Below are 24488 nucleotides of genomic sequence, written 5' to 3'. Positions count from 1 at the left end.
GGTGGTTAACCAACGAAAAGGCCAGCCATTGCTGGCCTTTTCGTTGGAAGTCCCAACTTGACTATCAAGCCTCGGGAAGCCCAATTCTGGCGTTAAACTCAAAAACCCTCTGAGGATTATCCTCGGCTTCAACGCGGAACCTTGTATCAAGGATCACTTCGCTGTCATCGAACGGACTTTCCTTAATTTCTGCCGCGTTTATGCCATCGCATGCAGCTGCCGATACTTCTTCACCGTTATTATTAATACCTAAAGGACATTCAAGCTCGCTTAATGCAAAGCTCACTGCTGTTGAAGCGCCTCCAGTTGTACTTAGACCAGAGTGATATGCCGTAGTTTCTTGGTCGTTTTCATAATCTTTTGCGCCACCCGCACCACTACCTATACAGGTCAGAATACCGCCAAGTTCGGAGAACTCATATTGTTCACCCTCAAGTATCAGGTTTGCGCTGATATCCAGCTCGCTGCTGGCATCAGCAAATGTTGTGGCATCGCTGAGCTTTACTCCAAGGAGTTGATACTCTCCGACAGCGTCGTCATCTACCTGTATCATTAGCTCACCTTCTATCTCAAGGTTGTCACTAATATTGAGGTTGAAGTGGGTAGTATCTGTAACAAGCCCCGCGGAATAAGACGTACCGTCTGCCCCCGGCACTCTTGAGAAGTTAATATCACCGTGAAACGCATAGCTTCCGCAGAAGCTGGTTTTAAAACCGCTCTCTGTTTCGGTGATAAGAGTAGCCTGCCGGCCGTGCAGGTAATGCAGCTCTCCTGCCTCGTCGTTTTCGGTTGAGCTATCTATAGATAATCGTGAGGTAAACTGCACTAGCCACAAACCTGTGAGTGAAGTATCAGTGCCTTGCGCAGCAACTGGAATAGCCTCTTCCAGCTCGTCCAGACTCAACATACGCTCCGTCGGGTCTTTAGAGTCGTCATCTGCACCGCAGCCAAACATGGCAACGACCAGGGGGACCAGAGCAATTGTTCTTGTTTTCATATGCAATCCTTTTGCGTATTCGCTGTTATTCAGCGCCAAAAACTCTATCTCTATTGCCGATTTAGCGTTAGTAAACACATGTAAATTTACTCTTTGCTACAAACGGATGACGCTCCTGATCTTGTTCTCATTTGTGGCTTGGACTAAACGTGGCAGTTATAATTCGCGATTAAATATTCTCTTCGGAACCCCATATGAGTGCCAACAATTTCGTCCGCGAGCGCCTTTACGACGACTACGCCCAGTCCTTCACTGTCAGTGATCTGCTGTTTGAAGTAAAAACCGACCATCAGCATCTGGAGATCTTTGAGACGCCGTTTCTTGGCCGTGTGATGCTGCTCGATGGCGTGGTGCAGACCACCGAGAAAGATGAGTTTATCTATCACGAGATGATGGTGCATGTGCCGATGCTGGCGCACCCGAATCCAAAGCGTGTGCTGATCATTGGTGGTGGTGACGGTGGTATCCTGCGTGAGGTGCTTCGCCACAAGAATGTCGAACACGTGACTCAGGTTGAGATCGACCAGAGCGTCATCGATATGTGCAAAGAGTACTTTCCGAAACACTCCGACGGTGCCTACGACGACCCGAAAGCCAATATCGTGATCGCCGACGGCAAAGATTTTGTCGCCAACTGCACTGACAAATTTGATGTGATTATCTCTGACTCGACTGACCCTATTGGTCCGGGCGAAGTGCTGTTCACTTCTGACTTCTACGCCGATGAGAAGAAGTGCCTGAACGAAGGCGGCATTATGGTAGCTCAGAATGGCGTGCCATTTATGCAGGGCGATGAAGTGACCAACACTTTCCAGCGTCTGAGCAAGATTTATAACGACGCCAGCTTCTATGTTGCGCCAGTACCGACTTACGCTGGTGGGTTTATGACACTGGCCTGGGCCACGGACGATGAGTCACTGCGCAAACAGACCGCCGAGCAGATTCAGGCTCGCTATGACGCGGCGGGTTTCGCTACCCGTTACTACAACCCGGAAGTACACGTGGCCAGCTTCGCGCTGCCGAATTATGTGAAGGTGTTAATGAAGTAAGGCCGCTCTTAAACCGGTTTACAACAAAAACGCCCGCGTTGACTGATATTAGCGCGGGCGTTTTCTATTTGTACCTGTCTATACGACAGCAGGATTGTTGCGAGATGCGCAACGCGCTACACTCTGACGATGATTAAATCATTCCGCCACAAAGGACTGAAGCGGTTTTACTCGACGGGTAGTACTTCGGGTATACAGGCAGAGCATGCTCGCAAGTTGCGCATGCAGCTTGCTGCTTTAGATAGTGCCACTTCAGTTGACGACATGGATATCCCTGGGTTCAAACTTCATTCATTGAAGGGCAAGGCCAGGGGGCGCTGGTCTATTTGGGTCAATGGCAATTGGCGTATTACTTTCGAGTACAGAGACGGCAATGCCTATATTCTTGATTATGAGGATTATCACTGATGACAATGCATAACCCGCCTCATCCCGGAGAGTTCATTCGTGAGGTGTACCTTGAACCAAATAGCATAAGCTCCCGGCAGTTAGCAGCCAGTCTTGCGGTTGCACCATCAACGCTATCGAGATTACTTAAAGGGACTAGTGGTATAAGTCCTGAAATGGCACTGCGATTGTCGAAAGCGCTTGGGCGAAGCCCTGAAAGCTGGCTAGCTATGCAAGACCAGTACGATTTATGGGTGGCAAGGAGTACGGTGGATCTTGAGGGCATCAAACCGATTGAATTCGACGCGGCGTAACTCACCGTTGTACCAATTACTCTTGGTTCTACAACTGCTCTTTCACCAATTCCAGCAGCAGCTCTACCGCTCCACGATTGCTCTCCACCACGTCCAGCCCTTTCTGGCCCATCGCTTCGCGCGCATCGCGGTTATTTAATAAGCGAATCACTTCACCCTGCAATGCGGGCATGCTTTCGCACACGGCCATAGCACCGGCGTCGGTCAGTTCAGTGACGATGCTGGTGAAGTTTATGTGATCAGCGCCAATCAGGGTGGCTTTGCCGAGTGCCGCCGGCTCAATCGGGTTGTGACCGCCGCCGCCAGAATAAAGGCTTCCGCCCATGACGACGACATCGGCTGCGGCAAGCATATTCAGCATCTCGCCCATGGTATCGGCAACATAAATCTGAATATCGCCTGAAACGTTGCCATTGGTACGGCGATGCACGCGTAGGTGGCGGCTACGGGCAGCATTGGTCACTGGCTCAAAACGTTCTGGGTGGCGTGGAATCAGTAGAAGTAAAAGGTCGGGTATGGCTTTCTCTAACGCTGGGTAGATATCAAGCAGTTGTTCGTCTTCGGTCGGATGGCTGGATGCGAGTGCGAGTACGGGGCGATCTGCTCCCCATTGCCCGCGCAAAGCAGTACCGTTCTGGTGGCAACCCTCTGGCAGGGTGACATCAAATTTTACGCTGCCCGTAACCTTCAGTCGTCCGGTTGGAAGACCCAGTTCGATAAAACGTTGACCGTCAGTGGGATTTTGTACGGCAACGATATTCAGGCTGTGCAGCATCGGACGAGTCAGAGCAGGCACTTTTCCATAACCACGGGCGGATCGTTCTGACATGCGGGCATTAGCAAGTACGACTGGCAGATCATGCTGATCACAGCACGCCAGAAGATTGGGCCAAAGCTCGGTTTCTACGATGACCAAAGCGCCGGGGCGAATGCTCTTGATAAAACGATTGATAAAGGACGGCAGGTCATAGGGCAGGTACATGTGAAAGACCCGCTCGCCGAAGATGCGTTTGACCTGCTCCGAGCCTGTAGGGGTAGTACTGGTGATGATCACCGGGGTATCGGGGTTCTGTACCATGAACTGTTTTACAAACTGAGCCGCGGCGAGCGTCTCACCGACAGATACCGCGTGCACCCACAGGCCTCCCGGGCGTGGTCTGTGCGGTAGAAACCCGAAGCGTTCAGCGATACGCTGGCGGTACCCTGGGTTCGCGCGTCCACGCCACCAAAGTCGGGCGATGATAATGGGTAAAAACAGGCTGTAGATCAGGGTGTAAAGATGTCGTGCCACAGTGCGTCCGGGTACTGAATGTCGGGCCCGGATAGTAGCACAAATCAGAGGTCGCCTATGTTAAACTGCGCGCTTTCTGATCTACCGGCGACTCCCCTGATGGATGTAACTATCCCTGATTTTCACAAAGCCCGGGTTCTGGTATTCGGCGACATTATGCTCGACCGCTACTGGGGTGGCCCGACGTCACGCATTTCTCCCGAGGCACCTGTACCTGTGGTGAAAATTCAGGACACAGAAAACCGCGCAGGCGGTGCGGGCAACGTTGCGCTGAACATCGCGGTTTTGGGCGGACAGGTTGACCTCCTTGGGATAACCGGAGAAGACGACAACGCCCAACTACTTGAAGGTCTGTTACAGGATGCCGGCGTTACTTGTGATTTCCAAAGGCACGACACCCATCCGACCATCACCAAGTTGCGGATTATCAGCCGTCAGCAGCAGCTGATTCGTCTCGATTTTGAAGATGCCTTTCATGCGGTGGATATCTCCGCATCGAAAGCGTCGTTTGAAGCTCGCTTAAAAAATACGGGTGTAGTCATCTTGTCGGATTACGGCAAAGGCTCTCTGGCAGATCCTCAGCCTCTGATTAAAGCCGCGAAAGCGCAGAATGTTCCGGTTCTGGTCGACCCGAAAGGTGCGGACTTCGAGAAATATCGGGGCGCGACCCTGATTACCCCAAATCTCAGCGAGTTTGAGGCCGTGGTTGGCCCGGCTCCGTCGGATGAGGAGCTGGTTACAAAAGCCCGTGCGCTAGTCGAAGAGTTTGATCTCGAAGGCGTACTGGTGACCCGCAGTGAAAAGGGCATGACCCTGGTACGTCGCGACGCTGAGCCTTTCCATCTGCCGACCCGCGCCCGCGAGGTGTACGATGTGACCGGTGCCGGTGATACCGTGATTTCTGTTCTGGCAGCGTCTTTGGCCGCCGGTGCGGGTTTTGAAGAGGCTACTTTGTTGGCAAATACTGCTGCTGGCATTGTGGTCGGCAAGCTGGGAACCGCAACGGCCTCAACCGAAGAGTTGCGCCGTGAGCTGCGTCAGGACAGCCAGCAGGGTGCTGGCCTGTTTGATGAAGACTCGCTGATGGTACTGGTCGAGGAGGCCCGTGAACGTGGTGAAACTCTGGTCATGACCAATGGCTGTTTCGACATCATTCATCCCGGTCATGTGCAGTATCTTAAAGAAGCGAAAGCGTTGGGCGACCGCTTATTAGTCGCGGTGAACTCTGACGAATCTGTGTCTCGCCTGAAGGGCCCGGCACGTCCAATTAACCCACTCGACCACCGAATGGCTGTGTTATCTGGCCTTGAAAGCGTGGACTGGGTGGTGCCTTTTACTGAAGATACCCCGGAGCGCCTGATCTGTCGGGTGCTGCCGGATATTCTGGTGAAGGGTGGTGACTACCGCATAGAAGAGATTGCTGGTGGTCAGTGTGTACAGCAAAACGGTGGTGACGTGATCATCCTGAGCTTTAAAGACAACTGCTCAACCACGGCCATTGTTAAACGCATTCAGGAGACAGAAGCATGATTATCGTAACAGGCGGTGCCGGTTTTATTGGCAGCAACATCGTTAAAGCCCTGAACGCGATGGGGCGCACCGACATCATCGTGGTGGACGACCTGAGCGACGGTCGCCAGTTCTATAACATCAGCGATTGCGATATTGCCGACTATCTGGATAAGGATGACTTTATCCAGCGCGTACAGATTGATGATGGCCTGCTGGACGATGTTGAAGCTATCTTCCACGAAGGTGCCTGCTCATCCACTACCGAGTGGGATGGCAAGTTTATGATGGAGAACAACTACGAGTACTCCAAGATTCTGCTGCATGCCTGCCTCGAACAGGGGATTCCATATTTGTACGCCTCCAGCGCATCGGTTTACGGCGGCAGCGACGTGTTCAAGGAAGAGCGTGCTCATGAAAAGCCTCTCAACGTATACGGCTACTCTAAGTGGCAGTTCGACCAATACGTTCGTCAGCTGCAGGCTACCTACCCGAATAACCGCTTTCCAAGTCAGGTTGTGGGCTTCCGTTACTTTAATGTGTATGGCCCGCGTGAGCAGCACAAAGGCTCTATGTCGTCAGTAGCTTTCCACTTCAATAACCAGATTAAGGACGCCGGCGTTTGCAAGCTGTTTGGCGAGACCGAAGGCTGGGGTGCTGGCGAGCAGCGCCGTGACTTCGTCTATGTAGGCGACGTAGTGAAAGTGAACCTGTGGTTCTGGCAGCAGAAAGCGGCATCGGGGATTTACAATTTGGGAACAGGTAAATGTCAGAGCTTCAATGACGTTGCAGATGCCGTCGTTGCGTGGCATGGCGCGAAAGGTACCGATGGCAAGAAAGAGTACATTCCGTTCCCGGACCATCTGAAAGGTGCATACCAGAGCTTCACCGAAGCGGATATCTCGAATCTGCGTGCAGCTGGCTACACCGACGAATTTTTCACCGTTGAACAGGGCGTTAACGCGTATCTGGACTGGCTGAATGGCTGAAGTATCTCAAGGCGGCGCGGAGCAGCTGAAAGCTCCGCTCCACCCTAAGCACTGGCCCATCTGGTTGGGCGTAGGATTGCTCGCGCTTCTGACCCGATTGCCCTTTTCATGGCAGTTGGGAATCGGCAAAGGGATTGGCTTGCTCCTGCATAAAGTCGCGGGCAGCCGTCGCCGAATTGCCGAAGTAAATATGGAAATCTGTTTCCCGGAGAAAACTCCTGCGGAGCGTGATGCTTTGGTGCGTCAGATCTTTATCGACAACGGCATCGGTCTGATGGAAACCTTTATGGGCTGGTTCCGTGATCCTCAGTGGTTGGCCGCCCGTACGGATTTTATAGGTTTCGATAAGGTGCGAGAGGCACAGAATAACGGTCAGGGTGTGATGTTGCTCGGTGCTCATTACTCCATGCTGGATCTCGCTGGCAGCCTGGTCAGTACAGTACAACGTGTGAGCGTGAGCTATCGCCCGCAGGATAATCCGGTGATGAACTATGTAATGGAGCGAAATCGCGGACGTTTGTACGATGAATGCCTGACGCGCAAAGACATTCGCGGATTCATCCGTACGCTACGTCAGGGCAACGTGCTCTGGTACGCCCAGGATCAGGATTTCGGCCGTAAGAACAGCATCTTCGTAAATTTCTTTGGCCACCCGGCGGCGACGATTACGGCGACTTCCCGAATAGCGAAAGCAGGCAAGGCGCTGGTGATGCCAATGACCTACTTCCGTAAGGATGACAACTCGGGTTATACCGTCACTGTGCATGATCCTTTACCGATTCCGAGTGGTGATGACGCAGCTGACGCCCAAATGGCGAATGACTTTATCGAAACACAGTTACGGGAGCACCCCTCTCAGTATCTGTGGTTACACAAGCGCTTTAAGACAACGGTTGACCCTGAAATGAAAAAGGGCAGCATTTACCGCAAGAAAAAATAACAACAACTTACGGGGTTTTATCATCATGCAAAAAGTACTGATCACAGGTGCGGCCAGCGGTCTTGGCCGTGAACTGGCACTACGCTTCGCTAAAGAAGGTGCCGATATCTGTATTGCAGATATTAACAGCGAGGGCTCGACTGAAACTCTGAAGTTGGTAGAGAAAGCCGGTGGTAAAGGCTGGACGGCTTATCTGGATGTCACCTCTGAAGATCAGTGGAATGCATTGCGTGCTGATGTCGAAGAGCGCTGGGGTGGCCTTGATGTCTTGATTAACAATGCCGGTGTTGCCACTGGCGACCGCATTGACGCGGGCGAGTGGGCCTGGTGGGAGTGGATCATCGATATCAACCTGAAAGGCGTCGCTCTGGGTTGTCGTACCTTTACCCCTGTGATGAAAAAGCAGAACAGCGGTTACATTATGAATACTGCTTCGCTTGCCGGTCTGATGATTCTGCCGTCGATGGCTTCCTACAATGTGACTAAGGCGGGTGTGATCGCACTCTCTGAGACCATGTACTACGAGCTGCACGCGTATAACATCAAGGTCACGGCGCTGTGCCCGGGTTTCTTCCGTACCAATCTGAATAAGACGATGAAGACGTCTGATCCTTCGATGTTGAAGTTCGTCGACAAGGTGTTCGAGAAGTCAGAGCTGGATGCCAGTGAAGTCGCGGATCGTGCCTACAAATCATTGATGAAAGGCGAAATGATCTGTAACCCGCATCCGATCGGTCGTAAGGCCGTATTCATCAAGCGCTGGCTGGGTGGTCTCTTCCGTTGGAAAGTGAAGCAGGCGTCGTTTGATCTGCGTCGTCGTGAAGAAGCGCTGCAGAAGCAGAAGTGAGCTTCGTTTATTAATGATGAATACAGAAAGGGCCGCATTTGCGGCCCTTATTGATTGAGCGGAAGGGAGTATGGGTTAACGACTTACTGAGCGCACAGGCTTGTTGTCGCTTTCGTCTTTCGTGCTGCTATCAGCTGGCTCAGGTTCTTCATGGCCTGTTGACGGGTTAGCACGCAGAATCCCAAGTCCACCATCATCACTGACATCAATGCCACTGATCAGGCTGACAACGAAGTCAATGTCGGTCACGTCTCCGTCAACCTCGACAACTTCTTCAGTGACAGAGTCCGGATAGCCGCCACAGGTTTCGCCGTTCTGACAAATAAAGAGGTCTACATCAATGTCTGAGCCCGCGATGATTCGATAACTCCCTGCGGGAACGTCGGTAACCGCGTAGCTGCCATCTGGATTTACCAACGTTTCTGCGACGATTTCGGCGGTTTCAGAGTCCTCCAGCAGGACATACTGCGGCGCTGAATCTGTAATGGCGACGATGTCACCGACCCGCATGGTGACTGTTACATCCAGACTGTTGCCAGTATCCGGTGTAAAACGAATCAGACCCTCATAGATGCCATCGACGAGGTCAGTGCGGTCAATGGTCACCCGGTATTCGCCGAAGCCATTGCTGTCGACATTACTCGGGCTGATACTCAACCAGTCTTCGCTGACGTCAGTCGCGATCGCAGGGTCAGCGGCTTCACTATTGACGTTGTCCAATGTCAGTGTGAGCGAAGAGCCCGAGTCGAACTGGAGCTTATCTGGATCGCTCTCCAGAACAGGAACCTGCGGAACGCTGCCGCCACCGGCCAGGTTATTGGCTTCCTGCACTGCTTTCAGTGCATTAATAAGCCCGTGCCCGAATTGATCGTCACGGCCAGCGGCACCGATGTCGTCGGTGATGCTGCCACTGCTCAGAAGGGAGTCTACTTCGGCTGGGGTCAGTGTAGGATCAACGGCTTTCATCAAAGCCAGTACTCCGGCCACGTGTGGCGTTGCCATCGAGGTTCCGTTTAAAAGGGCATAACCGCTTTTCCGAGTACCATCGGTTGTATCTACAAAAGTACTTAAAATACTATCGGACTGGCCGTCACCATCAAAGTCTGATCGAACTCCTCCGTGAGCGCTGACGTCGATGCGCGTACCGAAATTTGAATAGTCCGCGAGTGTTCTGTCTGGGGCCGCGGCACTGACCGAAATAACGCCGTCGTAGGACGCTGGATAGAAAAGCTCATTCGTTGAACTGTTACCTGCTGCTGCCACAATGATGACCCCGGCATTACGGGCCGCAGTGAATGCATCCTGCTCCGCAGAGCTACGGAAGCTGGAGCCTAAGCTCAGGTTGATGATGTCGGCACGGGACGATGGCAGAGTACCGCTGTCATTGCTCAGCCGCGCTGCATAGCGAACCGCCTGAAGTACGTCGTAGGTCGAGCCTTCGCCATTGAGGCCTAACACACGCAGAGGCATAACTCGTGTATTCCAGCCAGCGCCAGCAACTCCCTTTTGGTTATTGGTAGCTGCAGCGACTGTACCTGTTACGTGTGTTCCGTGCCATGAACTTGCGGAAAGTTGTGTTTTGTCTCCAGGGTCATCCGGATTTGAGTCAATGCCGTCACCATCGCGACTGACAGAAGGGTCGCTGATAAAGTCGTAGCCTGATACAAGTTTGCCGGCCAGGTCGTCATGGTTGAGGAATACCCCGCTATCGATCACGGCAACGATCACGGAGGATGAACCGGTGGTCAGATCCCAGGCTTGCGGCAGGCGTATATCAGTATAGTTAAATGGTGAGCGATAAAGACTGTCGTTAGGAGTCGCGGTAGCGTATCTAATGTAGTTAGGCTCGGCGTACTCGACGTCGTCACGCTGGTTCAGTGCTTTGATGGTAGTCAGGGTATCCCGGCCAGCAGTGAATACGCTCAGATCCTGCCCGTTGCTGGCCGACAGGCGTTGAACGGATGCCGCTCTATCAAGTTTCAGTTTGACCGGACGATCTTTCGCGGTACTGGTCGCTTCTACCCGATGGCCTCTGACTGATAAGGCTGAGGTCGCGGCAGTATCCGCACTGTCTTTCCACTGTACGATTGCTTCGCCAGATTTAAACGATTGCCTATGAGTTCTGGCGTTTGAAGTGACAGGTAAAATGCTATTGCTGGTCGGTAAAATTTGCAGTACATACTTGGAGATGCCGCTGTAGGCAAACACCTCCAGAATATAGTCGCCATCTGTGGGGACAGAAAACTCTTCCCGGTTAGTTTCAGATTGCGAGCTGCGGATTGGATCGCCACCAGAGTTTGGATACAGATACATATCCAGATCACCCGCGTACGCGCTGTCGGGATTATTGTTGCCGTAGTAATCCACGACGTTTAACACCACGCGCTGACCTCCCTGCAATGACACAGCAAAGTAGTCACTTTCATCTGCTACGTTAGCGAAGCGTTCAAACTCCGCATCGCCCGCTGCCACGGCATTGGTCGGCGTGTTCGAAGCAAATCCTTGTACTGTGACCACGTTTGGCAAGGGTTGGCCATTGAATGGATCGTCGTTGGTCAGAGAGCCGCTGTAGATGTCATTGATGTCGTAGTCGATGACCGTCTGCCCAGCTGTAAATAATGTGCCACTAACGGTGTGTCCTGAACCTGAGTCTCCATCTGAACAGCCAGTCAGGATAGCTGTGCTCAGCAAGGTCGCGGCAAGGCCGGCGACGGTTGAACTGGTTTTGCGTGAGTCGCACTCATTATCTATCGAAACGTCAGGGGTCATAGTCTCATCGTCTTCGTTGCTATCACTGCTTCCACACCCAGTCAGGATAAGGCTCAGCGTAATACATATCAGATAGTGCCGGTTCACAGTACGTTCCTTACAAACCACACTCAGAGTCTAATTCTTCTCTTTGTGTGTGCATCTTCGTTGGTTCTATTGCTTCAATACGGCGCAGCCGGGACTTCAGATGCAAAGGATACGTGACTGGCAGTAAAGGTGTCAGTCTTTCTTCGTATGGTCGTTACCTGGGTACTTCTATAGTCTAGCTGGACACAGCGGCAAGGAGGCCCGATGTCACTTTCTACAGTTTATACCCGTGCTCAGGTGGGCATTGAGTCGCCTTTGGTTCAGGCGGAGGTGCACCTTTCTGGTGGTCTGCCGTCTTTAAGTCTGGTTGGCTTACCCGAGACGGCGGTCAAAGAGTCTAAAGATCGGGTACGCAGTGCGATTCTCAACAGTCACTATGAGTTTCCGGCAAAGCGCATCACGATCAATCTTGCGCCAGCAGACCTTCCCAAAGAAGGTGGACGTTATGATTTAGCGATTGCGTTGGGAATTCTTGCCTCTTCTGAGCAGATACCGAAAGAGAAGCTGACTGACTATGAATTTGTCGGCGAGTTAACCTTGTCGGGCGAGTTACGCCCGGTGACGGGTATCCTGCCGACGGCGTTGCGCGCTGCGCATGCAGGAAAGACACTGGTCGTCCCGACCGGGAATATTGGCGAAGCTGCTCTCTGCCATGAGGGCAGCATCCTGCACGCAGGTTCGCTCTCTGAAGTCTGTAACTGGCTGCACAATAATCAGCCGTTGGCGGAAGTTACCGCGGAGGATGTACCTGTGCGTACTTCTCGTCTGACGAACGATCTTTCTGAGGTGAAAGGCCAGATCGGTGCCCGGCGCGCGTTAGAAATCGCCGCGGCAGGACAACATAACTTGTTGTTCATCGGGCCACCGGGTACCGGAAAAACTATGCTTGCGTCTCGTCTGCCCGGAATTCTGCCACCGATGAGTAATGATGAAGCCCTGGTTGCAGCTTCTGTTGCGTCCATCAGCCACCACAGTGGCGACTGGCAAAGTCGCTGGGGGCAGAGGCCCTTCCGTGCTCCTCACCATACCTCTTCTGGTGTTGCGCTCGTTGGTGGTGGAGGGAACCCCAAGCCCGGTGAAATTTCATTGGCCCATGGTGGCGTACTGTTTCTCGATGAACTGCCCGAATACAGCCGCAAAGTGCTCGATGTGCTGAGGGAGCCTTTGGAGAGTGGCGAAATCGTCATCAGCCGTGCCAATCGCTCTGTCACCTATCCCGCCAGTTTCCAGTTAATAGCTGCAATGAATCCCTGCCCCTGTGGTTACTATGGCGATCCGTCCGGGCGCTGTCAGTGTACGCCGGATCAGATCCGTCGTTATCAGGGGCAGACATCGGGGCCGCTTCTTGATCGGATTGATCTTCATGTCGATGTTCCGCCTGTGTCTCCAGCTCTGTTGCAGCAGGCGCCACCTTCGGAGCCGAGTACTGCGGTACGTGATCGCGTGATGGCTGCGCGGGAGCGCCAGATACGCAGGCAGGGGTGCGCGAATGCCCGTTTGTCGGGGCAACAACGGGACGATGTGTGTCGGCTACTAGAAACTGATCAGCTCTGGTTGCTGGATACTATTGCGCGTCTGAACCTGTCGGCGCGTTCGTACCACCGTCTGCTCACTGTTGCGCGCACTCTGGCAGACCTTACCGAATCGGATAGCATTCAGCGCCAACATTTGATGGAAGCGATTGGTTTTCGGGCTCTTGACCGTTATCGGATGGCCTGACACAGGTTGTTTGGTATAGTGCTCAGGTTGAAGAATAATAATTATCCGGAGAAACCTATGAGCCTGCTCAAAAAACTGACGATTGCCGCCAGCATTGCTGGTCTCGCTGCCTGTGGTGCTGATGACGATGGCGATGCATACGTACGTATTTTACATGCATCACCTGATGCCGAAGCCGTCGATGTCTACGTCAATGGTGAACTTCAGCTCAGTGACGTGGCTTTTCAGGATGGTACTGGTTATCTCAAGTTATCCGATGGTAATGCGAATATCGAACTGCGCCTTGCAGGCACGGACACGGTCGCCGCTTCATACGCAGCGAGTCTGAATTCAAACGCATACTACGCGGCGGTTGCAGTGAATCAGGCCAGTGCGTTGGATATTACGGTTCTTGATGAAACCGATGTAGTCACCGACGGAGACATTGATCTGCGTGTGCTGCACGCTGCGCCAGCCGCCGAATCTACTGATGTTGATGTATACGTCTCTGAACCGGATGCTGATCTCGGCGCGACGCCTCAGGTGGATGCACTTTCTTATCTGACTAATCAAATTATAGAAGGTGTTGAAGATGGCTCTTATCAGATTCGGGTAACTGCGGATGGATCTTCGGACGTTATTTATGATTCAGGCTCAGTAGGTGTTACGGATGACGCGATTGTTGTAGCAGTGAATAGCGATAAAGGACGCTCTCCGGTTTCTCTGCTGGTGTGGTCTGGTCCTTCAGCGACTGCTGTTCGTGATAACACCAGCGAACTGCGTATTGTTCATGCCATTGATAATCAGGATATTGATGTCTATGTTGAAGGTGAGTTGTATGCTCCGTTAGAAGGTATGAGTTACACCAGAGATTCCGGTTATCTTGTATTCCCCGCGGGCTCTTTGCCAATCAGTATTACCGCTGCAGACGCCGCTTTAGCAGATGCTCCATCTGGGTTATCAACATCGCTTGAGCTTGAGAGAGGGGAATCCTACACACTGGTTGCGAGTGGCAGTAATGACGATTTTACCAGTGCTATACGTATCTTCCTGACTGATCAGCGCGAGGCATCGCAGGCTGACTCCGCGGATATCCGTTTGGTCAATGCATCAGTCGCCACTGATGTGAATTCAGCGGATGTTTATATTTATGAGTCTGCTGACAGTAGCCAGGAAGCGTACGAAACCACTGGAGTGAGCCAAGGCGATGACACTGATTACATTACTCTTGCGCCTGATACATACGACATTCGCATCGTTAACTCAGGTTCGGGAAAAGCTGGACCTGCTGTTGTGCCGGGGCTTACTAATCAGACCGTTGCTGCGGGAGATGTCGAGTCAATAGTCATTATAGGTAAGACGAGCCCTGTGGCCCTTAAGTTACCAACTGAAAAGCGCGCAGATTGATATCTGCAGCGAAAGAATGAACGGGGCCTTGGCCCCGTTTTTTTATGTTGGCTGTTTTGTATCAATGAAGCTTCTTGCGAAACACCGGTGACGTGCCAGACTGATATTACAGACTGAGCAACTATGGAGATCTCAGTGAATAAGCAGCTGGTCATATTTCTGTTGGTTATCGGCGCCTTTGTGGGCGCGATGTCGTACTACCATGTGAGTACGCCAAGCCCCTTTGACGGTGAGGCATTTTTTGGCCCTAAAGACGTGCCGCCGCCACCGGAAGACACGCCTCAACAGTAAATTCTGTTTGCGTCTGGCTGGTCGATGTTTTCAGAAGAGGCTTTGTTGCCCGGATGCGTAGTCGACCAGAACGGACTCCTGAACGCAGGCGCGTTCAATGAGCTTGTCGACGGACATAGGTTGAGCGTAAAAGTAGCCCTGCACACGATCACAGCCCAGTGAATGGATCACTTCAAGGCAGCTCTGGTCTTCAATCCCTTCTGCCGTTGTTTCCAGTTTCAGGCGTTTAGAAAGATCCAGCATGGTTGCGACTATATGCCGTTGCGCTGAGTTTTCGTCGTCGTGGTTCAGTGGCGTCACAAATGCCCGGTCAAGTTTGATGCCGGTAATTGGCAGGTCGCTGAGGTGAGAAAGCGACGAGAAGCCAGTACCAAAATCGTCTAGAACAATGCGGACTCCTGCCAGCTTTAAGCGGTTCAGGTTATTCAAAGATACGCTGGCGTCCAGCATCATCGCGGTTTCGGTGAGCTCCAGTTCGAGGCTGGCAGCGGGGACACCGGTTTCATCCAACAGGTCAAGAACCTTGTCGGCATAATCAGGGTCAGCTACCTCGGGAAAAGAAACATTCACCGCCATCCGGATATTGATGCCACGGTCGTTGAGTATATGCCAGACGCGCAGGGTTTCACGCAGGGCCCAGCTTCCCAGGGTGCGGATCAAGCCGGCCATTTCGGCATCCCGTATAAATGCCGTAGGCGGCACCATACCCAGCTCTGGATGTAGCCAGCGTAGCAGGGCTTCTGCGCCAACAATCGTCGCTGTGTGACTATCAAATTGTGGCTGGAATTCGAGGTAAAATTCTTTATTTCGCAGAGCGCGTATCAGGTCTTTAACGACCACAGATTCGTCCGCTGTCAGCGAGCGCCCCCCGATTCTGCTGCACATCATGCGGCTGCGCTCAATCTCGCGAACACAGTGCTGCAACGCTTCTCCCAGTTCATCGTATGAGTGAAGTGGTACCGGGGTACTCAAAAAAGCCGTCCACAGAAAGCTTGTATCATCATCGTGAGAGCGGACCCACTTTTCTGAAAGATGCTTTTTATTCTGGCTGACAATCACAAACTGATCGTCCAGGAGCTTCCCTATTAGTGCATCGGCGGGAGCGCTTGCCCGCAGTTGATGTTCAAACGATTGCTGGGTGTCAAAGCGGATTTCAGCGCTATCGCCGGAGGCAGCAGGCCGCCAGCGACAGCTCACGAGCTGCAGCATCAGGTCAGAATTGCGTTCCAGAAGGCTGCGACACTGCAGCATCCAGTTCTGGCGCGCCAGTAATGGACGGAGCTGACCAGCAACGCAGGCTCTGAGCTCAGTCAATCCGTGTTTGAGTGCGTGAGGTGTGAGGTGATCTGCGTCGATCCAGACGCAGGCATCAGGGTAGAAGGCCCGTTCGTCTGCGAATCCGATCAGTAGCGTCGGCACCTGAAGAGTCACCTCCTGAACCCGATCGCGTTGCTCCGGATCACCATGGGGCACGGTAATCACGACCATATGACCGTTCGGGATGGGAATAAACGCATCCAGCATGCCTGTACGAATCACGTTTTTCTGCTGCGCTGACTCCTGACACAGCCAGTCTGTCAGAAAATCAGGCATTGGGCTGTCAGTGCCCAGCGCCAGCAGCATCGGTTGCTCGGTGTCCATTCTCTGGCTCATCCTGAAACGGTGTACCCCAAAATTAATCCGCTCTATGACATATAGAAGAGAGAGCAGGGCTTCGCGAATGAATGGCCGGAAATGTGCCTCGATTGGCACGTTATTTTCACCCCTGACTTTGTTTCTTCCCTTGTCGGCAGTGGTGTCTCCTTTGCGGTAAATACTGGTAGAATCAGCGGCCTGTTTCAGAGGTATGTCCGTGGTCGATTTAAGTCAGCTCAATCCCCGTCAACGAGAAGCCGCCAAGTACATTGATGGCCCCTTGCTGGTGCTCGCGGGTGCGGGTTCGGGCAAGACCAGTGTGATCACCCGTAAGATCGCTTATCTGATCGACGCCTGTGGCATCAAATCGCACCATATTGCGGCGGTAACCTTTACCAATAAAGCCGCGAAAGAGATGAAAGAGCGGGTAATGCAGCTTACCGGCCGCGGTGGTGCTCGTGGGCTTACCGTCTCGACTTTCCATAACCTCGGGCTGGGTATTATCCGTCAGGAACTGGCTACCACAGGTTATAAATCAGGTTTTTCTATCCTCGATCAGGATGACTGCAAAGGTATTCTTCGCGACGTGATGCACCGGGAGCACGGTGACGACGGCGATATGCTGGATATGGTTCAGAACGAAATATCCAACCTCAAGAATGATCTGATCACTCCTGAGCAGGCGATCAACAAAGCCGCCAGTCCTCAGGAAGTATTAGTGGCCCAGACGTACAGCGTTTATCAGCGCATGCTGAAAGCGTATAACGCGGTCGATTTCGACGATCTGATTATGGTGCCCACTATCTTATTCAGAGATAACCCCGAGGTTCTGACCCGTTGGCAGAAAAAGATTCGCTACTTGCTGGTGGATGAGTATCAGGACACCAATACGTCGCAGTATGAGCTGGTCAAGCTGCTGGTAGGGCACCGGAATGGCCTGACCGTGGTAGGGGATGACGACCAGTCGATCTATGCCTGGCGTGGTGCACGGCCAGAAAACCTGTCGTTGCTGAAAAAAGACTTCCCGTCGCTGAAGCTCATCAAGCTGGAGCAGAATTACCGCTCAACGGGCCTGATTCTGAACGCGGCAAACATCGTTATTGATAACAACCCGCACGAATTTGAGAAGAAACTCTGGTCAGACCAGGGGTACGGCGACCCGATTAAAATCCTTAAGTGCAAGAACGACGAAGTCGAGTCCGAGCGTATTGCGACCGAGATTGTCGAGCGCCGCCTCCGTTACGGCGGCACTTATCGTGATTTTGCGGTGCTCTACCGGGGGAATCATCAGTCACGCATGATAGAGATGAAGCTCCAGGCGTATCAGGTGCCGTATAAGTTGAGCGGAGGTCAGTCCTTCTTCGGACGCAATGAAATTAAAGACATCATGGCGTATCTGCGCTTGCTGATTAACCCAACAGACGATGCCGCGTTTCTGCGCGTTGTGAATACTCCTCGACGTGAAATCGGGCCAAGTACGATTGAGAAACTCAGCGAATACGCTGCCATGCGCAATATCAGTATGATCGCGGCGACGACCGAAATGGGGCTTGAACAGGCACTGATGCCGAAAGCTCTTGATCGCCTGCGTCGCTTTGGACATTGGCTGGAGCGGATTACTCGCAATGCCTATACCGATGATCCGGTGGCGGCGATCAAAGAAATGATCGATGACATCGATTATGAAAGCTACCTGCACCAGAATTCCGGAACACCGCATCAGGCTGAGCGGCGCATGAAAAACGTCTACTTCCTGGTTGATCAGATCCAGAAAATGATCGATAAGGCTGATGAGCTGGGCGATGAATGTACCATCGAAGATGCGGTGGGTAAGCTTATTCTGCGCGACATGCTCGAGCAACAGAGCGAAGAAGATGAAAATGATCAGGTACAGCTGATGACGTTGCATGCGTCGAAGGGCCTGGAGTTCCCTCACGTATACATCATGGGCATGGAAGAAGAGCTGATGCCTCACCGCAACAGCATTGAAGCGGATACGATCGAGGAAGAGCGCCGCCTGATGTACGTAGGGATTACTCGCGCTAAACGCACCCTGACCCTTACCTATGCCGGCAAACGAAGACAATACGGAGAGGCAACGGACACCACGCATTCCCGTTTTCTTGATGAACTGCCTGCCGACGACATTGAGTGGGAAGGGAAATCAGAAACGTCCCCGGAAGAGTCTAAGAAACGAGGCCAGGATACGCTGGATAGCCTGATGAATCTGTTCTGACAGTTCCTTTTGCCCGATGCAAAACGAAGAAGCCCCGGAGTCACTCCCGGGGCTTTTTTGTTCAGTGTTGCTTGCAGGGCGGCAATGAATATCAGGCATTAAAGACAGGAAAGTCGTGTTGGCCTGCTAAGAATGCTTGATCGCAGCGATGATTCCGGATTGCTCTCTATACTCAATGGATAGCCCATCAAAACGTCTGGAGTCAGATTATGAAAGTGCGTCCATTACGAAGCCTACGCCGCTTGCGTAGAATTGTTGTTCGCATGTTGTTTGCTTCTGCCGTTGCGGCAACATCCTCACTCGCGGTCGCAGAAACTATAAAAGTTGGTATGTCGGCGGCGCTCACTGGCCCTGCATCGGCGCTGGGAAATGGCGTTAAAACGGGTATTGAAAGCTACTTTGCGAGTGTGAATGCCGCGGGTGGTGTGAACGGTCACAACGTAGAGTTAGTCGCGCTGGATGATGGCTACGAGCCGGACCGGGCGGCGCCAAATATGAACACGCTTATTGATGAAAAAGGCGTCGTTGCTGTGATGGGGAATGTCGGCACTCCCACAGCCATCGTGACTGTTCCCATCGCGAATGAGAAAAAGACCCTGCTCTTTGGTGCCTATACCGGCGCTGGGGTTCTGCGCAAGTCTCCACCTGATCGCTACGTCATTAACTATCGCGCAAGCTATGCAGAAGAAACCGCCGCGATGGTTGACGGCCTTCTTGGTGCGGGTATCAAACCCGAAGAAATTGCCTTTTTTACCCAGAACGACGGCTACGGTGATGCTGGCTATAACGGTGCAGTAGCAGCCCTGAAAGCCCGTGGTTTCAATGATACTGACAGCCTCGCCCACGGTCGCTATGCCCGCAATACCACCAATGTGGAAGGCGCGCTGGGTACCATTCTCGACGCTGATACCGAGCCGAAAGCCATCATCATGGTAGGCGCTTACGCCCCATGCGCTGAATTTATCCGTCAGGCCAAGCTTGACCTGGACGATGTCGTCTATGCGAACGTTTCCTTTGTTGGCAGCCTGCCGCTGTTAAAAGCACTTGGGGGAGATGCCGAAGGCGTGATCGTCACCCAGGTAGTCCCGCATTACGCATCAGACCTTCCGGGCGTTGCCCAATACCGCAAAGATCTCGCCGCTCATGGTGAAGGCGCTGAACCAGACTTCGTTTCCCTTGAGGGTTACCTGGCAGCCAAGATTTTCGTTGAGGGCCTGAAGAACGCAGCCGCGACCGACCGGGAGTCAGTGATTGATGGCATTGAAGGGTTGTCTGATCTTGATGTCGGCATCGGCGTGCCCGTGTCGTTCGCAAAAGATAAGCACCAGGCGAGTCATGAGGTGTGGCCAACGATCATCCGTAATGGCAAGTATGAGTCGCTGGAGTGGTCGCAGCTCAAGTGATACTCAGCTCTAGTGACACTCATTTATTTGGAACGGGGTAACCTATGACACGTTTGAGTCTGTCGATTCGTCAGTTGCTGACTGCCTTGTCAGCCATTGCGTTGGTGTCTGTTGTCATCGTATCGGCCATGACATTCTGGTTGGGTCAGGTGGCGACAGGGGTCGGTGAAAACATGACCGATGAAACTGAGCAGTCACTTGCATTGGTTGACCAGCAGCAGCTGAACTCAGAGATACTGGCACAAGCGCTGAGTGTCGTAACGGCGGACTCGACCGACGCCCTGGCGCAGGATGCAGCGCTGGGTATGGATGAGGGCGAGGTGGCCTGGCCTGAGCTTCGCCAGCTCATCGTCGAGCTTAAAGATACCGAAAGCCAACTGCATAAAACGAAGGGGGCCCTCCTAACTAATGAAACCCTGATGGCCGACAAGGTTGCAGAGATTGAGAAACAGATTTTTGCGATGCAACGCGACTCGGGTTCTCTGAAAGGCAAAAGTTCGTTGATGGTAAAGCGCGAGAAGCGTGCACTAAAAAAACAATTCGGTCGCGTGGAAGATACCTTTGAAGGCGACTGGGAAGGAATGGCTGGAGACTTGTTTGCCTTTATTCAAGGAAACGGTGAGACGGTGGCTACGACATCAGTGGAGCTCTCAGAAGGTGCTGCTCGTCTTGGGTCTGTTTCCTTTCAGATGCAGACCATTAATGATCTGCCTGGTCTGATTAGTCTTGAAAAAAATGTCGCTGTGCCGCTGTTTAAACGGATAGATAACTCATTAGATTCACTCACCGTCGCAACGGAAGGGACGCAGGCCCTCGCTGAGTTAGTAGCAGCGCTCAAGTCTCAAAAAGAAGCCGTATCCAGCCTTCTGTTTTCGAGTGACGATTCGCTTCGTCGTCTGCGCGAAAATCACATCAGTATGAGCTCTGAGCTGAAAGCACTAAGTACTCATATGATGGCATTGATTGCTGAAGTTGCAGAGCTTTCGTCACAGCGCACTGAACAAGTCAGACTGGATACCCAGGAAAAACTACTCGCAGCTGACAGCAGCATCAGTGGTATCACGACAGCCAGCGTGATCACCAGTATTGTGGTTCTCGTTGTTCTGCTGGTACTTGCGCTAGTGATTACCCGATTTATTACGCGACCACTGGATCAGGTCGCCGGAGCGCTGAATGATATTGCCTCTGGTGAAGGCGATCTTACCCGCCGCCTTAATGTGACCGGAGTTAAAGAAGCTGTCGTTCTGTCCTCTCACTTTAATCGCTTTATAGATCGCTTACATATAACGGTAAAAGCCGTAGGTGAAGTCGCAGATCAGCTGGGAGGTTCTGTGAGTGGCACCACTACGATTGCTCAGCGGAGTCGTGATGCGATTCAGCGTCAGGCGAACGAAACCGGGCAAGTGGCGACCGTTATGGAAGAACTTTCTCATTCATTTGCAGATACTGCGGGGTCGGCTAATCATGCGCTTGATTCAGCCAAGATCGCCTGCGAGCAAGCCAGTGAAGGCCAGCGGCAAGTGAATATGTCGGCGGAAAGTGTGTCGCGACTCGCTGAAAAGATAGAGTCCGGTGTGGCTTCCATGGAGCGCCTCGCCGAAACCAGCCGAAATGTCATTGGTGTACTGACTGTCATCAGTGAGATCACTGAACAGACCAACCTGCTTGCATTAAATGCTGCGATTGAGGCCGCGCGCGCGGGCGAACAGGGCCGTGGTTTTGCGGTAGTAGCAGACGAAGTACGGATGCTCGCAGGCAGAACGCAAGCGTCAGCCGCAGAGATTGGGGGCATTCTTGATACGCTGAATAAAGATGCGGTTCAGGTCATGAATATTATGACGGACGGTCGGGATCAGGTGCAGGAGAGTGTGGCTCAATCCCAGCAGGTTGCTTCATCGCTGGGGCAGATCACTGATGCTGTTAAGACCATTCTTGAGCTGAATGAACAGATATCTTCTGGCGCGGCGACGCAGAATACGGCGGTATGCGAAGCGACAGGCAGTGTTGAACAGATCAATGCGATCGGTACGGAAACACTATCTATTGCCGATGAAACGCGGGCGTCAGCTGACCGCCTCTCTGAGCTCGCGGCATCATTACAGACGACGTTGAAACAATTCCGTTATTAATAGCCCTGTAACTCAGTTGCATAAAAACCAGACCTGCATTCGGCGGCTCTGGTTTTTTTGTGCACATTTCCCTCTATCTTAATTTCTCTCTATTTTAATTTCTTTGTACCTTCGTTTTTCTCTCTGAGTGACCTGAGCTTGCCGAAGGCCTCCTGGTTGTAATCGACGATCTTTTTTAGCGTATTGAAAGACTGTATTCAGAGATTGCATTGCTGGTTTGCGACGCGAGTGCAGGCAGCACCGGGCACAGCAATTCGCTACAGCGTATCTCGGTGGTCTGTTGCTGGTGGCGTTACAGAGGCTTCAGCTGTCAGATAATAAAAGGGCACACAAAAATACGGAGAGCAAAGGCCTGAGGTCGGGTAGATCACTGACGGTAGAAGACTTCCGTCCGTAAAGAAGGCGATAGAGAAGGCGATGAAGAAGGCTGTTAGGAATAGCTGAGCAGACATAAAAAAAGCCCCAGCGTTGCTGGGGCTATCCGTAGGTCAAGGTGTCAGCTAGCGTCTAGCGGACATCCCACACCTCACCATTGACCTCACCGGTTGAACTACTCAGTGCGTTGTTGTCTTCAGATTCCTGACCGAAACTGACGACGCTGATCTGTCGAGCGTTCGCTTCAACCTTGGCAAGGTTCATTCGCAAGTACTGAGTGACACCGTCATCTGTGTGCTGGGTATTAAGAATCAGGTAACCGTCGCCATTGATGGTCCAGGTGAAGCCGAGAGAAACAAAATCTCCGTCATTGATTTCACCTTGATAGAGACCATTACCGTCCTGGGTAAAGCTGAAGGCGCCGTCCCCGAAGAAGAACGATTTACCCGCGATGTCCCCTGAGGTGAAAGATACCGCACTGCAGTTTGTCGCTGCGGTATCGAAGTCGGCGAAGGATGAGTCTTCATTCTCAGCAATGTCACAGGCGGCGAGCGCTTCAAGCAAGGTGTAGTCGAACGCTGTTTTGATCTGCTCCCGTGCGTTTCCGTTGAATACCCACTGCTTATCGCTACGGCCTCCGGCTGGCATCATCTCGCCCGAACGGACATAGCCATCAACGACGGCAAGGAGAGGCTTCGCGCCACGATCGTAATCACTGCGCAGTGCGATATCCGCTGGTAGATCGATGACCAGCACTTCTTTTGTTTCCACCGTCGACAGGCGCCAGCTTGTTGAGCCTGCAGCTATAAGGCTTTCCGATTCGCCCATACTGCTTCGCTCGAGGCGATACAGATTCGCTGTGCCACCAGAAACCAGCTCTACAACGTGTTGATTGCCATCGCCATACAGATCAATGCCTCCCAGGTCGGCACGATACTGTGGGTTACTTGCGGCGGTTGCACTGATCAGCTGCGAGAGAGACGTTGCTGCATCGCCATCGGTTTCATGGTTGCCATCTCCGGTATGAACGAAGACGTTGTTGCACCAGGTATCGGTCGGAGACCAGGTATTACCCTCGATAACCTCTCCATCCCAGCAGTCGCCGACTGACTCTACATTGTCTTTGTACAGCTCATACGTATCCTGACTGCGTGTGAAGGTCAGCAGGTAGCCCAGAGCGGAGCTGTCGAAGGTTGCTGCCGGGTCAATGACTGCCTGATATTCATGCTCAAGGTAGGCAGCAATGCGTTTGTCCTGAAGGTTGATCTGCTCGCCGGAAATGATTTCTTCAGCGAAGCTCAGACCGCCGCGTAGAATGCGTACGTTATTGGCATCGGTAGAAATAGTCTCGTTATCCTGAGCAAAACAACGCCAGTCACCATTACCCAGCAGGCAATCCTGTTGCTGATTTCCCTCGTCTGACATGGCTGACCAGCTTCCGCCCAGCGTATCGTAGCCATACTGCGTGATAGATATGACGCCTTCTCCGTCTGCCTGCACGTTACCATAACCGAACATCAGCGCGCCTTCTTCTTCAAACGCTTCGAAGAAGTTGAGGCCGTCGCCATCAGTCAGCAACGCAGCCAGATTTGCGGCGGTGGCTGCTCTGCGGTCGCGGCGCTCTTCGAGTTGTTCTTCCACCTTGCTTGGATCGAGACGGGTGCCTTGTAGTTCGTCAGAGCTGGCCAGACCGTCGGCGTTGAAACCATCTCCTGCCGTTTCAATCGCTTGTTGAATATCGTCCAGTGCCTCAAGCACCTGTTCTACGATTAAGGCGGTCAGGTCTTCCTGAGAAACGCCGGTTTCGTCGACAACCGTATTCACCAATTCAATGTTTTTCTGCATCACAGCACGAGTGACCTGTGCAACTTTGTGCAGCCGCTGAAATTCCTCTCCACTGGTACCGTCATCGGAGCCAGCGACATAGTCTTCAGTCGGGTCCAGTTCCGTCCCAAGCCTTGCCTGGATACTGGCTTTCGCTTCATCGGGGCTTAGTCCGTTTTCTTTAATTTCGTTCTGCACCATAGTTGTCAGCGGGCTGACAAACGCCGAGCCAGCGGGTGCTGTCAGGGTGTAAGTCTTATCAATGGTTTCACCAGGGTTATCTTCATCGATGGTTTCGCCGACGATAATTT

The 24488-nt window shown here is 52.6% G+C and carries 18 protein-coding genes; 13 read left to right on the top strand and 5 right to left on the bottom strand.

From position 1 onward, the window contains the following. Positions 1-64: 64 nt before the first annotated feature. The gene (locus B2R29_RS16465) at positions 65-997 is read right to left on the bottom strand and encodes a hypothetical protein (RefSeq protein WP_301182058.1); all 933 of its coding nucleotides are present in this window, start codon (positions 995-997) and stop codon (positions 65-67) included. A gap of 194 nt (positions 998-1191) precedes the next feature. On the opposite strand from B2R29_RS16465, the gene speE reads away from it, so the two are divergent. The 3 genes from speE (at position 1192) to B2R29_RS16450 (ending at position 2747) form a co-directional block, all read left to right on the top strand. Continuing rightward, positions 1192-2046, top strand: coding sequence for a polyamine aminopropyltransferase (gene speE, locus B2R29_RS16460; RefSeq protein ID WP_301182057.1), 855 nt, complete (start codon positions 1192-1194; stop codon positions 2044-2046). A gap of 129 nt (positions 2047-2175) precedes the next feature. Continuing rightward, positions 2176-2454: a type II toxin-antitoxin system RelE/ParE family toxin gene (locus tag B2R29_RS16455; RefSeq protein WP_301182056.1), complete on the top strand. Its 279-nt coding sequence runs from the start codon at positions 2176-2178 to the stop codon at positions 2452-2454. After that, positions 2454-2747 (top strand): HigA family addiction module antitoxin, encoded by a 294-nt coding sequence (locus B2R29_RS16450; RefSeq protein ID WP_301182055.1) that lies wholly within the window; start codon positions 2454-2456, stop codon positions 2745-2747. The genes B2R29_RS16455 and B2R29_RS16450 overlap by 1 nt, the downstream gene beginning before the upstream one ends. 28 nt (positions 2748-2775) lie before the next feature. Here B2R29_RS16450 and waaA read toward each other — a convergent pair whose 3' ends face one another. Next, on the bottom strand, positions 2776-4038 hold the full coding sequence (waaA, locus tag B2R29_RS16445; RefSeq protein ID WP_301182054.1) for a lipid IV(A) 3-deoxy-D-manno-octulosonic acid transferase: 1263 nt from the start codon (positions 4036-4038) through the stop codon (positions 2776-2778). Between the two features lie 99 nt (positions 4039-4137). Here waaA and hldE point away from each other — a divergent pair, with 99 nt between their 5' ends. Genes hldE through B2R29_RS16425 form a run of 4 tightly spaced genes read left to right on the top strand, consistent with a single transcriptional unit; the run spans position 4138 to position 8323 of the window. Further along, entirely contained in the window at positions 4138-5568 is a 1431-nt protein-coding gene (gene hldE, locus B2R29_RS16440; protein WP_076514556.1) for a bifunctional D-glycero-beta-D-manno-heptose-7-phosphate kinase/D-glycero-beta-D-manno-heptose 1-phosphate adenylyltransferase HldE, read from the top strand. Further along, positions 5565-6536 (top strand): ADP-glyceromanno-heptose 6-epimerase, encoded by a 972-nt coding sequence (rfaD, locus tag B2R29_RS16435; RefSeq protein ID WP_076514396.1) that lies wholly within the window; start codon positions 5565-5567, stop codon positions 6534-6536. The genes hldE and rfaD overlap by 4 nt, the downstream gene beginning before the upstream one ends. Then, positions 6529-7476, top strand: a complete 948-nt coding sequence (gene lpxL / locus B2R29_RS16430) for an LpxL/LpxP family Kdo(2)-lipid IV(A) lauroyl/palmitoleoyl acyltransferase (RefSeq protein ID WP_301182053.1) — start codon at positions 6529-6531, stop codon at positions 7474-7476. Before rfaD ends, lpxL begins: the two co-directional genes overlap by 8 nt. Positions 7477-7501: 25 nt before the next feature. Continuing rightward, positions 7502-8323 carry an SDR family oxidoreductase gene (locus tag B2R29_RS16425; RefSeq protein ID WP_301182052.1) on the top strand — a complete coding sequence of 274 codons (822 nt, stop codon included), beginning with the start codon at positions 7502-7504 and terminating at the stop codon, positions 8321-8323. 75 nt (positions 8324-8398) lie between these two features. On the opposite strand, the gene B2R29_RS16420 is transcribed toward B2R29_RS16425, so the two are convergent. Continuing rightward, entirely contained in the window at positions 8399-11179 is a 2781-nt protein-coding gene (locus B2R29_RS16420) for a S8 family peptidase (protein ID WP_301182051.1), read from the bottom strand. Between the two features lie 204 nt (positions 11180-11383). On the opposite strand from B2R29_RS16420, the gene B2R29_RS16415 reads away from it, so the two are divergent. The 3 genes from B2R29_RS16415 (at position 11384) to B2R29_RS16405 (ending at position 14575) form a co-directional block, all read left to right on the top strand. Continuing rightward, positions 11384-12898: a YifB family Mg chelatase-like AAA ATPase gene (locus B2R29_RS16415; protein WP_301182050.1), complete on the top strand. Its 1515-nt coding sequence runs from the start codon at positions 11384-11386 to the stop codon at positions 12896-12898. 57 nt (positions 12899-12955) lie between these two features. After that, positions 12956-14284, top strand: a complete 1329-nt coding sequence (locus B2R29_RS16410; protein ID WP_301182049.1) for a DUF4397 domain-containing protein — start codon at positions 12956-12958, stop codon at positions 14282-14284. A gap of 135 nt (positions 14285-14419) precedes the next feature. Continuing rightward, positions 14420-14575 (top strand): hypothetical protein, encoded by a 156-nt coding sequence (locus B2R29_RS16405; RefSeq protein WP_301182048.1) that lies wholly within the window; start codon positions 14420-14422, stop codon positions 14573-14575. Between the two features lie 30 nt (positions 14576-14605). Here the strand turns inward: B2R29_RS16405 and B2R29_RS16400 are convergent, their stop codons facing one another. After that, positions 14606-16216, bottom strand: a complete 1611-nt coding sequence (locus tag B2R29_RS16400) for an EAL domain-containing protein (protein ID WP_301182047.1) — start codon at positions 16214-16216, stop codon at positions 14606-14608. Between the two features lie 211 nt (positions 16217-16427). Between B2R29_RS16400 and rep the strand changes: the two genes are divergently transcribed. The 3 genes from rep to B2R29_RS16385 all read left to right on the top strand — a co-directional run bounded on the left by rep (position 16428) and on the right by B2R29_RS16385 (position 21978). Further along, complete coding sequence (rep, locus tag B2R29_RS16395; RefSeq protein WP_297533696.1) at positions 16428-18446, top strand: DNA helicase Rep; 2019 nt, start codon at positions 16428-16430, stop codon at positions 18444-18446. Positions 18447-18655: 209 nt separating this feature from the next. Continuing rightward, on the top strand, positions 18656-19849 hold the full coding sequence (locus tag B2R29_RS16390; protein ID WP_301182046.1) for an ABC transporter substrate-binding protein: 1194 nt from the start codon (positions 18656-18658) through the stop codon (positions 19847-19849). Between the two features lie 44 nt (positions 19850-19893). Then, on the top strand, positions 19894-21978 hold the full coding sequence (locus tag B2R29_RS16385) for a methyl-accepting chemotaxis protein (RefSeq protein WP_301182045.1): 2085 nt from the start codon (positions 19894-19896) through the stop codon (positions 21976-21978). A 507-nt stretch (positions 21979-22485) separates the two neighbouring features. On the opposite strand, the gene B2R29_RS16380 is transcribed toward B2R29_RS16385, so the two are convergent. Further along, positions 22486-24378, bottom strand: coding sequence for a hypothetical protein (locus B2R29_RS16380; RefSeq protein ID WP_301182044.1), 1893 nt, complete (start codon positions 24376-24378; stop codon positions 22486-22488). Positions 24379-24488: the final 110 nt, after the last annotated feature.

Origin of the sequence: Thalassolituus sp. UBA3500 (assembly GCF_002377545.1) — a bacterium.
In the GTDB taxonomy this organism is placed as follows: domain Bacteria; phylum Pseudomonadota; class Gammaproteobacteria; order Pseudomonadales; family Oceanobacteraceae; genus Thalassolituus.
Note: the sequence above shows the minus strand (reverse complement) of the source record. Positions and strands in the feature narration are given on the sequence as shown.

What these genes read in the sequence shown, in the direction of transcription:
- B2R29_RS16465 (WP_301182058.1), bottom strand. Translation starts at nt 997, where the DNA reads ATGAAAACAAGAACAATTGCTCTGGTCCCCCTGGTCGTTGCCATGTTT.
- speE (WP_301182057.1), top strand. Translation starts at nt 1,192, where the DNA reads ATGAGTGCCAACAATTTCGTCCGCGAGCGCCTTTACGACGACTACGCC.
- B2R29_RS16455 (WP_301182056.1), top strand. Translation starts at nt 2,176, where the DNA reads ATGATTAAATCATTCCGCCACAAAGGACTGAAGCGGTTTTACTCGACG.
- B2R29_RS16450 (WP_301182055.1), top strand. Translation starts at nt 2,454, where the DNA reads ATGACAATGCATAACCCGCCTCATCCCGGAGAGTTCATTCGTGAGGTG.
- hldE (WP_076514556.1), top strand. Translation starts at nt 4,138, where the DNA reads ATGGATGTAACTATCCCTGATTTTCACAAAGCCCGGGTTCTGGTATTC.
- rfaD (WP_076514396.1), top strand. Translation starts at nt 5,565, where the DNA reads ATGATTATCGTAACAGGCGGTGCCGGTTTTATTGGCAGCAACATCGTT.
- lpxL (WP_301182053.1), top strand. Translation starts at nt 6,529, where the DNA reads ATGGCTGAAGTATCTCAAGGCGGCGCGGAGCAGCTGAAAGCTCCGCTC.
- B2R29_RS16425 (WP_301182052.1), top strand. Translation starts at nt 7,502, where the DNA reads ATGCAAAAAGTACTGATCACAGGTGCGGCCAGCGGTCTTGGCCGTGAA.
- B2R29_RS16415 (WP_301182050.1), top strand. Translation starts at nt 11,384, where the DNA reads ATGTCACTTTCTACAGTTTATACCCGTGCTCAGGTGGGCATTGAGTCG.
- B2R29_RS16410 (WP_301182049.1), top strand. Translation starts at nt 12,956, where the DNA reads ATGAGCCTGCTCAAAAAACTGACGATTGCCGCCAGCATTGCTGGTCTC.
- B2R29_RS16400 (WP_301182047.1), bottom strand. Translation starts at nt 16,216, where the DNA reads ATGGACACCGAGCAACCGATGCTGCTGGCGCTGGGCACTGACAGCCCA.
- B2R29_RS16390 (WP_301182046.1), top strand. Translation starts at nt 18,656, where the DNA reads ATGAAAGTGCGTCCATTACGAAGCCTACGCCGCTTGCGTAGAATTGTT.
- B2R29_RS16385 (WP_301182045.1), top strand. Translation starts at nt 19,894, where the DNA reads ATGACACGTTTGAGTCTGTCGATTCGTCAGTTGCTGACTGCCTTGTCA.
- B2R29_RS16380 (WP_301182044.1), bottom strand. Translation starts at nt 24,378, where the DNA reads ATGGTGCAGAACGAAATTAAAGAAAACGGACTAAGCCCCGATGAAGCG.